At 70.0% G+C, this 12831-nt stretch carries 10 protein-coding genes; 2 read left to right on the forward strand and 8 right to left on the reverse strand.

Annotation, left to right across the window (positions count from 1 at the left end):
- Positions 1–165: 165 nt before the first annotated feature.
- Positions 166–1620: a 4-hydroxyphenylacetate 3-monooxygenase, oxygenase component gene (gene hpaB, locus C560_RS0120280; protein ID WP_026539590.1), complete on the reverse strand. Its 1455-nt coding sequence runs from the start codon at positions 1618–1620 to the stop codon at positions 166–168.
- A 55-nt stretch (positions 1621–1675) separates the two neighbouring features.
- Positions 1676–2212 (reverse strand): flavin reductase family protein, encoded by a 537-nt coding sequence (locus C560_RS0120285; RefSeq protein ID WP_155855844.1) that lies wholly within the window; start codon positions 2210–2212, stop codon positions 1676–1678.
- Positions 2213–2413: 201 nt separating this feature from the next.
- Here C560_RS0120285 and C560_RS0120290 point away from each other — a divergent pair, with 201 nt between their 5' ends.
- Complete coding sequence (locus C560_RS0120290; RefSeq protein WP_018775746.1) at positions 2414–3130, forward strand: IclR family transcriptional regulator; 717 nt, start codon at positions 2414–2416, stop codon at positions 3128–3130.
- Between the two features lie 109 nt (positions 3131–3239).
- Here C560_RS0120290 and C560_RS0120295 read toward each other — a convergent pair whose 3' ends face one another.
- The 6 genes from C560_RS0120295 to C560_RS0120320 all read right to left on the reverse strand — a co-directional run bounded on the left by C560_RS0120295 (position 3240) and on the right by C560_RS0120320 (position 11144).
- The gene (locus C560_RS0120295) at positions 3240–4658 is read right to left on the reverse strand and encodes an MFS transporter (RefSeq protein ID WP_026539592.1); all 1419 of its coding nucleotides are present in this window, start codon (positions 4656–4658) and stop codon (positions 3240–3242) included.
- Between the two features lie 190 nt (positions 4659–4848).
- Entirely contained in the window at positions 4849–7965 is a 3117-nt protein-coding gene (locus tag C560_RS0120300; RefSeq protein WP_026539593.1) for an AAA family ATPase, read from the reverse strand.
- The gene (locus C560_RS0120305; RefSeq protein ID WP_026539594.1) at positions 7962–9143 is read right to left on the reverse strand and encodes an exonuclease SbcCD subunit D; all 1182 of its coding nucleotides are present in this window, start codon (positions 9141–9143) and stop codon (positions 7962–7964) included. Before C560_RS0120305 ends, C560_RS0120300 begins: the two co-directional genes overlap by 4 nt.
- A gap of 82 nt (positions 9144–9225) precedes the next feature.
- Positions 9226–10206: an MIP/aquaporin family protein gene (locus C560_RS0120310; protein ID WP_026539595.1), complete on the reverse strand. Its 981-nt coding sequence runs from the start codon at positions 10204–10206 to the stop codon at positions 9226–9228.
- A gap of 243 nt (positions 10207–10449) precedes the next feature.
- Positions 10450–10791 (reverse strand): DUF202 domain-containing protein, encoded by a 342-nt coding sequence (locus C560_RS0120315; RefSeq protein WP_026539596.1) that lies wholly within the window; start codon positions 10789–10791, stop codon positions 10450–10452.
- A complete protein-coding gene (locus C560_RS0120320) occupies positions 10788–11144 on the reverse strand; it encodes a YidH family protein (RefSeq protein WP_051533301.1) in 357 nt (118 codons plus the stop codon). Before C560_RS0120320 ends, C560_RS0120315 begins: the two co-directional genes overlap by 4 nt.
- 185 nt (positions 11145–11329) lie before the next feature.
- Here C560_RS0120320 and C560_RS0120325 point away from each other — a divergent pair, with 185 nt between their 5' ends.
- Positions 11330–12499 (forward strand): ADP-ribosylglycohydrolase family protein, encoded by a 1170-nt coding sequence (locus C560_RS0120325; RefSeq protein WP_026539598.1) that lies wholly within the window; start codon positions 11330–11332, stop codon positions 12497–12499.
- Positions 12500–12831: the final 332 nt, after the last annotated feature.

Genomic DNA, 12831 nt, shown 5'->3' on the forward strand with positions numbered 1-12831 from the left:
GAACTCCGTTGCTGGGGGCAGAGGTACTGCCCGGGATGGGTGCGAAGTGGATAACTGATGCCTCGTGGATTACTGATCGAACGGTCAGTTAGTATCCTGATACTACTATGAAAGGTGTGATAAGGCACACATATTTCCGGGGACTGTTTCCGCGTGTCACGCGGGTCAGTCGGAGCGGTTGAGCAGCTCTCTGACCCGGGCCCGGACCGGCTCGCGGTCGTAGGTGTTGACCAGGGCGCCGGCCATGCGGACCGGGTCTCCGAAGAAGAAGTACTCGTAGAGCGACTGGCGCCCGGAAAACCCGGAGATCGAGGCGTCGAAGGCCAGCTTGAACAGCCGGACCCGTTCGGGGCCGGTCAAGGTCTTGCCCTGCAGGTACAGCTCGATGTCCTCCCGGGCCTCGCTGTTGACGTCCGCCTCCCCCGGCAGGGCCATGAGGCCCGACGCCGAGAACTTCCGGATGATCTGCGGGAAGCGCTGGGCGATCTTCGGGTACCAGTTGCGGGCAGCGTTCAGGGTGGTCCACTTCGGCAGCATGACGCCGGCGTCGTTGAGCCCTGCGTCGGCCTCGGACGCGCGGACCAGCGCCTTGCCGATTTCGACGTCGATAATCAGTTCGGCGATGTCCTCCTGGATGTGCTGGAATCCGTCGATGCCGATCGATTCGGCCAGCTCCGAGGCCAGGCCCAGGAAGAACTCGCTCTTGGCGACGGTGCGGGTGACCACCTGATGGGTCATGAGCGCGCCCGCGCCGGTCTCGGTGTAGAAGCTGTTGCACAGTTGCGGGTGGCCGAGCATGAAAATGCGCTCGTTGGGCACGAAGACGTGGTCAAAAACCGCGACGGCGTCCATTTCCTCATAGCGGGAGGCCAGCGGCTCGTCGTGGGTGCTCCCGCCGTTGTACAGCGAGGTGCGGCAAAGGTAGCGCAGGCCCGGGGCATCGTTGGGGATGGCGAACGCGTAGGAATAGGGCGCGTCTTCCGGGGTGCCCCGCAGGACCGTGGACGGGAAGACGAGCAGTTCGTCGGCGATCGGGGCGATGGTGGCGAGCATGCGCGCGCCCTGGATGACGATCCCGTCCCCGCGCTCCTCCACGATCCGGGCCGAGAGCTGGCCGCCGAGCTGCTCCGAACCGGAGACCGAGCGGTTGACCTGCGGCGGGATGAGGGTGTGCGTGGCGAGGACGTCGTTTTCCCGGGCCCACTCGTAGTAGTTGCGGATGTTGTCGCCGAACTTCGGGTCCGCCTGCGCGAACCACTTCCCTGCCGTGCCCAGCGCGGTCAGCGCGGAGTTCATGTAGTCCCCGGAGCGGCCAAGGAAGCCGTTGGAGGACTCGGCCCAGGTGGAGATGGCGCGGCGCCGCCGCTGGAGGTCCTCGATGGACCTCGGCACCAGGAAGGAGGCATTGACCCGGTCCCCGGTGCTGGGTGAGGCGTAGGTGAGCGCGTCCTGGTACTGCGGATCATGCTGCATGTCGAAGAGCTTGGCGTAGGAACGGGCCACATTGCGGAAGGCCGGGTGCTCGGCGATCTTTTCGCTGACCACCTCGCCGTCGATCACCACGTGCGGGGTCATGGCGTTGAGTTTGTCCAGGTACTGCCGTCCGGTACGGATACCCATGGTCTTCCTCCAGTCGTCTTTGAGCGCAAATGCCGGCAAGGGATGTGGTGCGGCGCTAGAGCAGATCCTCCATGCCAAGCTGGCTTTCCGGGATGGTGGTAAAAGTGCTGTTGGCGAAGGCCAGGGCATCGCCGCTGCGGTAGTTGAAGTCCACCACCTCGCCGACATACAGGGTGTGGTCTCCGCCGTCGTACGCCGCCCAGGGTTTGCATTCGAAATAGGCGAGGACATTGGACAGCCGCGGCGCGGTCTTCCCTTCCACCCACAGCGGCTCGGGGCCGGGGCGGCCGGCGAAGTGCATGGCCAGGTACCGCTGCTCTGCGCCGAGGATATTCACGGTGAAGGGCCGGCCGGCGAGCTCGTCGTGGGCCCTGGCCGTGCGGGAGATGCTCACCAGCACCAGCGGGGGGTCCATCGAGACCGACGTGAAGGAGTTCACGGTGATGCCGTGGCGCTTCGTGGCACCGTCGAAGGTCACGATCGCGACGCCGGTGGCAAACCTGCCGAGGCTGCCCCGGAAGTGGTTGGCCCGCGGCGCCGACAGGGGGCCCTGGGCACCGCCGGCGTGGCCGCGCGGCGTGGCAATCATCATTGATCCCTTGCGTTCGTTGCGTTTCCCCGGCTGTGGTGTGGGTGTGCTTTGGATCAGCTGTGCTCGATAGTCGAGTTCAGCCAATGTGTTCTATAATCGAACAAACAGTTCCCATATAGAACGCTAGCGGACCGTGAGCCGGAACACAAGGGTTGCCCGGCGGGCCCGGCGTCCAGCACCCCCGCCCCTAGGATGGACCCCATGACCCCGAATGCCGGCACCGCCCAGGCTTCCCCGTCCCAGACGCTCTCCCGCGGCATCAGGGCGCTGGAGATCCTCGCCGAGGCCCAGCAGCCGCTGACCATTGCCGAACTCGCCGATGCCATGGGCGTCCACCGCTCCGTGGCCTACCGGATCCTGCGCACCCTCGAGGACCACTCGCTGCTGGTCCGTGACGACGGCGGCCGCGTCCAGCCCGGCCCGGGCCTCGCGGTCCTGGCCCGCGGGGTCTCCCGGAACCTGCAGTCGGCGGCGCTGCCGGAACTGACCCTGCTGGCCAACACCCTGACCATGAGCGCCTTCGTGGCGGTCTGGGACCGGGAGGAGTGCGTGACGCTGGTGACGGTGGATCCGCGGCACAGCGGCGCCGCGGTGGTGCAGCACCCGGGGTCTCGGCACCCCATCAGCGCAGGGGCGCCGGGCATTGCGATCCAGTCCGCCTTCCCGGAGCAGGACTGGCGGGCCCTGGTCCCGGGCATCCCGTACCGGCCCGAAGCGGCCGAGGCCCGGCGCCGCGGCTTCGCCGCCAGCCATGACGAGGTGATCCCCGGCGTGTCCTCTATTGCGGTGCCGCTGCGCGTGCCGGGCGGCCGGCCGGCCGCCCTCGCCGTCGTCTATATCCGCGCCGCGCAGGATCCGGACGAGGTCGCCGCGGCCCTGACCGAGGCGGCGCGTCGCATCGAGGCGCAGCTGGGCTAAGCGCGTGCGCCGCCGTCGCCCGTTACCTCCGATGCCCTATCAGTAGATGTCCTCCTGGCGCCGCCGTTTTGGGGACCAAGAGTGATAGCGCAACGGCGGGTTAGCGGGGTTAGGCGGCCTGTACCGGCTTCTTCCCGCGTTGCCGCAGTACGACGGCCGCGGCCGTTCCCAGCAGGAACAGCGCCGTGGCGGCGCACACCGGGACCAGGAACGCCGTCGAATACCCGAAGTTCTGCGCCAGCTGTCCGGCGACGGACGATCCGAGTGCGTGTCCAGCGATAATGCCGCTGGCAAGGGCCGTCATGACCGTGCCGAGCTTGCCGGCGGGGGCGACTAGTCCTCCGACAGCGAAGACCGTCACCATGAGCGGCCCCACCGGCAGGCCCAGAACCAGCAGCACAAGGACCATGGGCAACGCCGTGGAGGGCAGCAGCAGCAGTGACGCGAAGCCGGCCATGAGGGCCGCGCACGCGATCCAGCGGGCGTTGAGGGTAAACCGCCGGGGCCAGTAGGCAACCGAGAGAGCGGCCGCTGCGGAGCTCAGGCCCATGACGGCGTACAACAACCCCATGAGTTCGGAGGTGGCGAAGCTGGCCGAGAAGGAACTCAGGGACGCCTGGGTGGAGCCAAAGAATGTGCCCATGCAGGCCATCGCCAGCACGGGGAGGGCAACGGCGGCGAAGGTCCGGACGCGTTGCGCGACCGGCATGGAGGCGCGGCGCTGCGTCTCGAGCTCCGACGCCGCCGACGTGCGCGCCGGAGTCCGGACCACCGCATGGTGGGTGGGGTGCACGGCGAAGGCCGGAACCAGGGTGATGGTCAGGGCAGCGGCGAGAGCCAGCGGAAGCCAGGGCGCGATGAGGCTGGCAAGGATTCCCACGAGCGCCGGCCCGAGGACGAAGGTCAACTCGTCGGCAGTGCTTTCGTAGGAGAGGGCCGTGTCCAGATCCGTGGCGTCGGTTTTGGTCCCGCCCCGGGACGTCAGTGCCATCCAGCGGACCCGGGCCAGGGAGCCGACCTGCGGGCAGCTGACTCCGGCCACGAACGCAATCACAAGGGCAGGAACGATGGTTCCGGGAGCTGATCCGCTGGGGATCAGGTAGGCCGCGATGATCAGGGCGACGACGGCCACAGCGTTGAGGATTGCGGTAAACAGCAACACGGGTCGCTGGCCCAGCCGATCCGCACTTGCGCCCAGGACGGGAGCGCCCAGCGCCGAGCCGATGCCGACGGCGCCGGCCACTGCCCCTCCGACCGCGTAAGAGCCGGTGACGGCAGTGGCTAAAGTCAGGGCGCCGACGGTGAGCATGGCCAGCGGCAGGCGGGCGAAGAGCCCCAGGGGGATGAAGCTGCGGCCGGCGAGCATCGGCAGCCGCGCGAAGCGGCCGCCCTTAGCGGGCGCCGGGGTAGGCAGGGCGTCGGTCGAAAGTGGGGCGGCCGGCAGAGCAGCGGGCGGCAGGGCGTCGGTCGAAAGGGCGGCGGCCGGCAGAGAGTCGGTCGAAAGTGGGGCGTCAAGAGTAGACGCCAAAGAAGACGGTGAAGGGTTCATGGTTTCCGGGTTCGCTCAAATAGTGCGCATCGTCCCTCCTCCCGATGCGCGCGACCCGGTAACAGATCAATGATACCTGATCCCGGAACGGCCGCCCCGGGGACGAGGCCCCGGGGCGGGGCCCGGAGCTGGCCCCGGAACGGGCTCAGGCCCGGGCCCCCGGATGGGCTCAGACCCGGGTGTCGTCGCTGATGTGCAGGGTGGAGCCGCTGCGGCCCTTGACCACCTGGAGCTGGGTGCCGATGCGCTGCTTCATTTCGGCGACATGGCTCACGAGCCCCACAACCCGGCCGCCGTCGCGGAGGCCTTCGAGGGCGTCCATGACTTGTTCCAGCGCCTGTTCGTCGAGGCTGCCGAAGCCCTCGTCCACGAAGAGGGTCTCGATGTCCACGCCGCCGGACTCGTGCTGCACGACGTCCGCCAGTCCAAGGGCCAGCGCCAGTGAGGCCATGAAGGACTCGCCACCGGAGAGGGTGGCGGTGTCCCGGCGCTGGCCGGTCCACTCGTCCACGACTTCCAGGCCAAGGCCGGACTTCGCGCCGCGTGCTGCCTTGGCGTCGGTGTGCTGCAGCGTGTAGCGGCCATCGCTCATGCCGATCAGGCGTTCGGAGGCAGCGACGGCCACCTGCTCGAGCCGGGCGGCGAGGACGTAGCTGTTCAGGCTCATGCGGTAGGTGTTGTCTCCGCCGCCCTTGGCCGCGTCGGCGACGGCGGTGAGCATCGCGGCCCGGTCCCGCGGTTCCCTTCCGGCGGCGGCGAGGTCTGCGTAGTTTGCGGCGATGCGCCCGAGGGTCCGGAGCGAGTTTTCCGCCAGCCCGGCCGCAAGCACGGCTTCCCGGGCTTTGCGTTCAGCCGCCGCCGACCCGGTCCTGAGCTCGTCGAGGGCGGCATCGCTGACGATGTCCCCGGCGGCCCGCTCGGCTGCTGCCAGCGCCAGGTCCTCGCCGGCGAACAGTTCCTGGATCCTGGCGGCTTCATCCTGTCCGGCCCGGATGGCCGTTTCGAGACTTGTTGCCGCCGGCGTTGGCAGCAGTGCTTCCCGCGCCGCGGTCTCGGTGCTGAAACCGGCCCCGGGGAGGGCCTCTTCAAGGTGCCGGCGTGCCTCAGCGGTGCGGGCGGCGGCCTGTTCGTGGGCCGACTGTGCGGCGTCGGCGTGCTCCAGGACCGCTGTGGTTGCTGTCAGGGCGGCGATCCGCTGTTCGAGGCTCGCGTGGCCGGCGCGCAGCTGGTCCAGGGTTTGCTCGAGGGCCTGTGCCTGCTCGTCGATTTCGGCGATCGTCGATTGCGTCTGTGCGATGCCGGAGGCGGCGTCGGCCTGCGCCCGCTCGGCGTCGGCGATCGCCGCTTCGAGTTCTGCCATCCGGGTCCGGCTGGCAGCAAGGTCCGTGGCAGCGCGGACGGCGTCATCAGCCCGTTCCCCGGCCAAGGCTGCCTCCTCACGGGCTTCCCCGGCAGGTGTGTTGCCGCCCTGGGCGGCCAGGACGGCGACGTTCTGTTGGGCTTCGGCGAGCTCGCGCCCAAAGGCAGCGACGGCTTCTTCAGCCGTGTCGCTGGCCAGTTGCGCGGCTTTCTCGGCCTCGGCGACGGCCAGGGCGGAGGCTGCCGCGGGGGCGGGTGCCGGGTGCTCAGGGCTGCCGCAGACCGGACATGGAACTCCGGCCAGGAGCTGGGTGGCGAGCTCGGCGGCGGCGTTCGTGAGCCGTTGCTCGCGGAGGTCCAGCCACTGCTGCCTCCGGTCCTGGTGCGCGTTGCGGGCCGCGGCGTGCTGTTCGGCAATTGCCGTGCACTCGGCCTCGGCGGCCAGGAAGCGGCCAACGATGGTCACGAGTTCATCCGCTGCCGTGGCTTCCTTGGTGCGCAACTGGACTTCGGCGGCCAGCTCCTCGAGGGGACGGAGTCCGGCGGACAGGTCCGCCGACTCTGTGCGCAGGATGTCCAGTGCGGCGGCGCCGGCCAGCCGTCCGGATTCCAGCTCCTGCAACTGCAGGCGCAGCCGGCTGCCGCGGTCAGTGAGCCCGAGGAACCGGGCTTCGTCGGGCAGGCGTTCGGTGAGCACGGCATGCAGGGACCGCAGCCGGGCGAGGGTGCTGCGGACGGCCGCGCTGTCCAACTGGACGGCTTTGCCCGCCCGGACGGCGTCGTCGGCAGCGGCGTCGTCGCCAGCGCCGTCGTCGTCGCCTCGGGCGCCGGCGGCGAGGAAGTCCTGCCCGGCGAGCTCCGGGTCTGTGGCGGCCGCGGACCGCAGCTGCCGCGCGGCCTCCAGCAGGGCCGTTCCTGCCAGGTCCTCGGCTGCCGCGGCGCTTTCGACTGCCTGCAACTGGCCGCCGAGCATCTCGGCCTGGCGGTGCAGTCCCAGTGTGACGGCTTTGCCCGCCAGGACGGGGGCGGCGGCGTCGGCTTCAATCCGCCGCTGTTCCGCGGCGGCAAGTTTGGCGTGGCGGTTCGCCCGCGCGTTCGCCGCCTCCAGCAGGGACGCATGATCGGCGGCCTGCTTCTCGGCTGCCGCGGCGTCGCTGCGGCGGACCTCCGCTGCGGTTGTTGCGGCGTTGTCGAGCCAGGCCAACAGGGCATCCGGCTCGTCCAGGCCGGGGGCGCCGTCGGGGTCGAGTTCGAGCGTCGCGGTTTCGGACTCCGCCCGAGCCAGCAGCAGGTCCAGCTTCGCGTTGAGGTTGGCGACTTCGGCCTTGGCAGTCTGCGCCCGCCGGGACAGTTCCTGTTCCACGGCTTCAAAGCGCTGGGTGCCGAAAAGGCTCTGCAGCAACTCCAGACGGTCGGACGCCTTGGAGCGCAGGAACGCCGCGAAATCCCCCTGCGGCAACATGACCACGCGCGTGAACTGGTCCCGGTTCATGCCCAGGACGTCGGCGATCTCCGCTCCGGCCTCATCATTACGGCCGGATTTCTCCACCCACGCGCCGTCGATACGTTCGCGCAGCAGCGTGTTGGCCTGCTGGACCGTGAAGCCGTTCCTGCCCCGGGCACTGGGCTTATCCCACGCGGGCGAGCGGGAGACTTCGAAGTGCCGGCCCTTGGCCGAGAATTCGCAGGTGACGCGCGGCTCGGCGGCGGCCTCTGCGTGATCGCTGCGCAGCCGCTTGCCGTCCTGCCGGACCCCGGGAACCGATCCGTAGAGGGCGAAACAGATGGCGTCCAGCACGCTGGTCTTGCCCGCGCCGGTGGCGCCATTCAGCAGGAACAGCCCGTGTGCACTCAGGCGGTCGAAGTCGATCCGCTCCGTGCCGGCAAACGGGCCGAAGGCGGAAATCTCCAGGCGATGGATCCTCACAGGGACACCCCTTCCAGGCGGACGGCGTCGAGCGCCTCGGCGAGAACGGCTGCCTCGGCGTCCGACGCGGGCCGGCCCCGGACGTGCTCGAGGAATCCGCAGCAGACGGAGAGGTCGTCCTCGGCCTCGGCAAGCCGGCTGCTGTAGCTGGCTTTGGGCGCCGCGCCGGGGCCATCGGGATCGAAGCCGAGCACCAGGGTGTCAGGGAACCGTGCCCGCAGGCGGTCCATCGCCTGGGCCGGGCGGGCCTCGTCCGTCAGCGTAATCTGGCAATAGGCGGCCTCGGCCCACGCGAAGTCCTCCGACTCCAGGAGCTCATCCAGCTTCCCGCGGAGCACGGCGAGGGTCCGGGGCGCGTCCCAGAGCACCTCGCGCACGCCGCCGATTCCCTCGGCGTCGACCTCCACGAGCCAGCTGCCCTTCCGGTGCTTCGCTTCCGAGAAGGAGTACGCCAGCGGCGAACCGGAGTAGCGCACCGCCGGGGAGAGCTCCTGCCGGCCGTGCAGGTGGCCCAGTGCCGTGTAGCCAAAGCCGTCGAAGAGATCCAGCGGGACTGCGCCGACGCCGCCGATACTCAGATCCCGTTCGCTGTCGGAGCTGATGCCGCCGCTGGCGAAGGTGTGCGCCAGGACCACCGAATGAACGGTCCGGGTCTGGCTCCGGTGCCGCACGTCGGCACGGATCCGTTCGGTGGCGGCGCGGGTGACCTCGAAGTGGCTCGCGGTCTCGACGCCCAGCTGCTCGGCGACCAGCCGGGGCTCCAGCCACGGGATCCCATAAATGGCGAGCACCGGCGCTGCCTCGTTCCCGGCATCGCCCCCGAGCGGAAAGAGCACGGGAACGTCCAGTTCGTTCAGCCGTGTGCGCAAATGCACTCCCCCGCGCTCAAGCAGCCGCGAGGCAAACCCCAGCCTGATGGCGGAGTCGTGGTTGCCGCTGGTCAGCACAACTTCGGCGCCGGCCCCGGTGAGGCGCACCAGGGCGTCATCCAGCAGGCCAACGACGTCGACGCCCGGCAGAGCGCGGTCATAGACGTCCCCGGCGATGAGGACGACGTCGACGCTCTCTTCCCGGACAAAGGCCACGAGCTGGTCGATGAAGGCGCGCTGGGCATCCAGCATGCCGACGCCGTGGAAGGACCGGCCCAAGTGCCAGTCGGAGGTGTGCAATAACCGCATATTCCTACGGTATCGGCTGCCACCGACACTCTTGCGCCACCACCCCGGAGGTGTGACGGAGGTTAAAAGTAGTCAGCGGGGGCTACTTCCCACCCTTGCGGTCGAAGAAGCTGCGGGCCTCGTCGTTGCCGGCGGGCGCGGCCGGAGCAGCAGCGGTGGTGGCGGTGACGTCGGCCAGCTCAACGTCATCGAAGCCGGCGCCATCCACATCGGCGTCCGTGAGCGTTCCGTCGGTCGGGGCAGTGACCGCACCAGTGCCCTGGTCAGTGGTCCGGTCAGTGGTCCGGGCCGCCTGGACGCTGGCCTGGACGAAGCCGCGGAAAACCAGCCCGGCGATGGCCGCACCGACCACCGGTGCCACCCAGAACAGCCACAGCTGCCCGAGCGCATCCGGGCCGCTGAAGATGGCCGACGCCGTTGCCCGGGCCGGGTTGAACGGCACATTGCCAAGGGCCTGACCCAACTGCAGGAGCATCGCCGTCGCCAGGCCGACCGCGAAGGGCGCCGCCGCCCTGGCCGGATTCCTGTGGGCTGTGGTGGCAAGGAAGATGGCCACGAGCAGGGCCGTGCCGAGGACCTCCACGAGCAGGACGCCGGCCATGGGCACCTGGATGATCGAGTGCTCACCGAATCCGGCGGCCACCGTGGCGAACGCGGCCTGGGAGTCGTCGATGGTCGGCACGGTGCGCAGGACGCCGAACAGGGCGACGGCCCCGAGCAGGGCGCCCACAAGCTGCGCGCCGATGTAGGCTGCGGCGTCGGCAAGCCGGATCCGGCCGGCGATGGCGTTGCCGACGGTGACGGCGGGGTTAAAGTGGCCGCCGGAGACGTAGCCAACGGCCAGCATCGCCGCCGTCAGGGCCAGGCCGGCAGCCAGGGCGGCGGGCAGCGGGCTTGACTGCGGGATGGTGAAGAGCGGCACACCCAGGCCTGCAACCACGACGATCAGGGTCCCCAGAGCCTCGGCGGACAGCCGGGCCACGAGCCCGGGCCGGGGCGTGACATCGCTGGCGGCCGGCGGCTGGACGCCAACGGTCTCGGGGGCTGGCACAAGCAGGGTCATGGTCAGGATTCCTTTGCTGGCGGCGCGCCCAGGGGCTGCAGTTGCGGCGTCGCAGGACCGCCGCCGGTTCGTGGTCCGGGTGCGGCCTCGGCCGCCTGGAGATTGGGTCCGCCAGCAGTCTGTCAGCGCAATCTGGATGTTGGCTGGATTCCGGCTGGGTGCCCGTTCCGGCCCCCCGGTTCAGTGCCCCGGTTCAGTGCCCCAGTTCAGTGCCCGGTTCAGTGCCCAGCTCAGTGTTCCAGCTCAGCGCCCCAGGGCGAGCGCGGCCACGGCGCTGGCGGCCAGGACCACGACGGCGGCGGCGGCCCAGCGCAGCAGCGGCGCCGGCGGCGCAGCGTTGGACCGCCGGAGCTCCCGCCCGCGGACCAGCACGCACACACCCAGGACCAGCGTCGCGGCCATGGCGGCCATGGCACAGAGGCCTAGGAAATCGATAGGACCCGCAGCCCCGCCCCGGGACCCTGCGAGCGCCCAGCTGCGCCAGACCAACAGGTCCGCCACGATCAGGGCCAGCAGTGTCCGGCGCCAGGCCAGGGACGTCCGCTCGGGCTGCAGCCCGGGGTCCCGGGCTGCATCTGGTCTCACCGCGCCACCAGGATGAGGACCGCGAACACCAGTGCCGCAGCCGCGACGCCGATGGTCATCACCAGCATCACGCCGGAGAACGGCAGCTCCCTGTTGTTCCGCATGGCGGCCTCCATGAGCCCCCACCGGTGGTAGGCCAGGGCGGCCAGGCCCGCGCCCAGGAACGCGAGGATGACGCACAACACGATCCGCACGGGGCCGGGCGCGATCTCCGGGGCCAGCTGATCGATCGCAAGGGCTCCGGCTATGAGGGCCAGTGACGTGCGGATCCACGCCAGGAACGTCCGCTCGTTGGCCAGGGAGAACCTGTAGTCGGGGGTGGTCCCGGTCTTCCGCCACGCTGGTTCGCGCATTCGTTTCCTCCGCTGCCGGGCGATGCGGCGCCGGCGGTTGCCTCGTCTGACCGCTGGACGGGTCCTACCAGCACCCTACCGGCCTTCCGCATCCGCCGCCCGCCCAGCCTCAAGTCGCCGGCGCTAAGTCCCCCTGGGGCGGCGGCATTGCGGAGTGCGGTGCAGCGCCGGGTAAATTTGAGGGCATGAGCACCGAGCCCGGGACCAGCCCCGCCCCCGCCCCAACACCCGGCCAGCCGCACTCCCCTGCGCACGGCTCGCGCATCCACGGCTGCCTGCTGGGCGGCGCGCTCGGCGATTCGCTGGGCTACGCCGTCGAGTTCGACAGCATTTCCGCGATCCGCGCCCGATTCGGCCCTGCGGGCCTGCAGGATTTTTCCGCGCTCGACGCCGGCAGCCCATTTTCGGACGACACGCAAATGACGCTGTACACCGCCGACGGCCTCCTCGAGGCGCTGGAATGGGCCAACGACGGCGTGGCGGCGGACATCAACGCATGCCTGTGGCTCGCGTACCTGCGCTGGCTGGGAACCCAGGGCGTCGCCGTGCCGGCGTCGGCCCCGTTCCAGCCGCCACGCTGGATCGATGCCCAGGATGTCCTGAAGAGCCGGCGCTCACCCGGCAACGCGTGCCTGAGCGGGCTTGCCACGGGCGAGATGGGCACCGTGAAGCGGCCGGTCAATCCGGATTCGAAGGGCTGCGGCACCGTGATGAGGTCCGCGCCCTTCGGCCTGATCCCCCACCTCGAAGCGGAAACGGTCTATAAGCTCAGCGCCGATGCCGCGTCCCTGACCCACGGGCACCCCGCGGCACGGCAGAGCGCCGGAGTTTTCAGCCTGCTCATCCACGCCCTGTCCTCCGGCCACGGGCTGCGCGAGGCGGCGGAGGCGGCCCTCGGGCAGCTGCTCGGCGGCGTCCTGCGCAAGGGCGAAAATCCGGATCCTGATGTGGTGGCGCGGCTGGAAGCGGCCCTGCGGTTGGCCGGAGACGCGCCCGGCGGCGGAGACGTGCTCAGCCCCGAGGACCTGGTGGGCGAACTCGGCGAGGGGTGGGTGGCCGAGGAAGCCCTAGCCGTCGCCCTCTACGCCGTGCTGGCAACCGCCCCGGGAACCGGGGCATGGACGGCGGACGCCGTCCCTGCCGGGGCCGACCCCGCCCAGGCCCATTTCCGTGCCGCAATCGCGGTGGCGGTGAACCACAGCGGGGACAGCGATTCGACGGCGTCGATCGCCGGGAACATCCTGGGCGCGTTCTACGGCGAGCGGTGCCTGCCGGCGGACTGGCTGGCGGCGCTTCAGGCGCCGGAGGTCATCCGGGGCATGGCCTCGAAGCTGGCCACTGTCACCGGCGCATAGCTTCGGCGGGCAACAGTCAGCAGGGCTCCTGTGTGCCAGGCGCCGGTCCTTCGGCGTTCGCGGACCGCAGCCGGCGGCGCTCGGGAGCCGCGGTCCCGGCTTGACCCCGGCTTGGCCGCGGGACATGCCCCGTTCCACCCCGCTGCGAAGGACATGTCCATCCCCGGCCGCGGCATCGTCAGGACATGCCCAGTCGTGGCCCAGTGCCATGAACATGTCCATCGGCCATTGCCGCGTAACGAGGACATGCCCGGTCGCCCTCGCTGCAAAGGGGACATGTCCATCCCCGGCTACTGCATCCTCAGGACATGCCCCTCCCCTAACGCGGGGAC

Source organism: Arthrobacter sp. 9MFCol3.1, assembly GCF_000620385.1.
Taxonomy (GTDB): Bacteria; Actinomycetota; Actinomycetes; order Actinomycetales; family Micrococcaceae; genus Arthrobacter.

Excerpts from the sequence above, each read along its gene's own strand:
- hpaB (WP_026539590.1), bottom strand. The coding sequence starts at position 1,620 with ATGGGTATCCGTACCGGACGGCAGTACCTGGACAAACTCAACGCCATG.
- C560_RS0120285 (WP_155855844.1), bottom strand. The coding sequence starts at position 2,212 with ATGATGATTGCCACGCCGCGCGGCCACGCCGGCGGTGCCCAGGGCCCC.
- C560_RS0120290 (WP_018775746.1), top strand. The coding sequence starts at position 2,414 with ATGACCCCGAATGCCGGCACCGCCCAGGCTTCCCCGTCCCAGACGCTC.
- C560_RS0120305 (WP_026539594.1), bottom strand. The coding sequence starts at position 9,143 with ATGCGGTTATTGCACACCTCCGACTGGCACTTGGGCCGGTCCTTCCAC.
- C560_RS0120310 (WP_026539595.1), bottom strand. The coding sequence starts at position 10,206 with ATGACCCTGCTTGTGCCAGCCCCCGAGACCGTTGGCGTCCAGCCGCCG.
- C560_RS0120320 (WP_051533301.1), bottom strand. The coding sequence starts at position 11,144 with ATGCGCGAACCAGCGTGGCGGAAGACCGGGACCACCCCCGACTACAGG.
- C560_RS0120325 (WP_026539598.1), top strand. The coding sequence starts at position 11,330 with ATGAGCACCGAGCCCGGGACCAGCCCCGCCCCCGCCCCAACACCCGGC.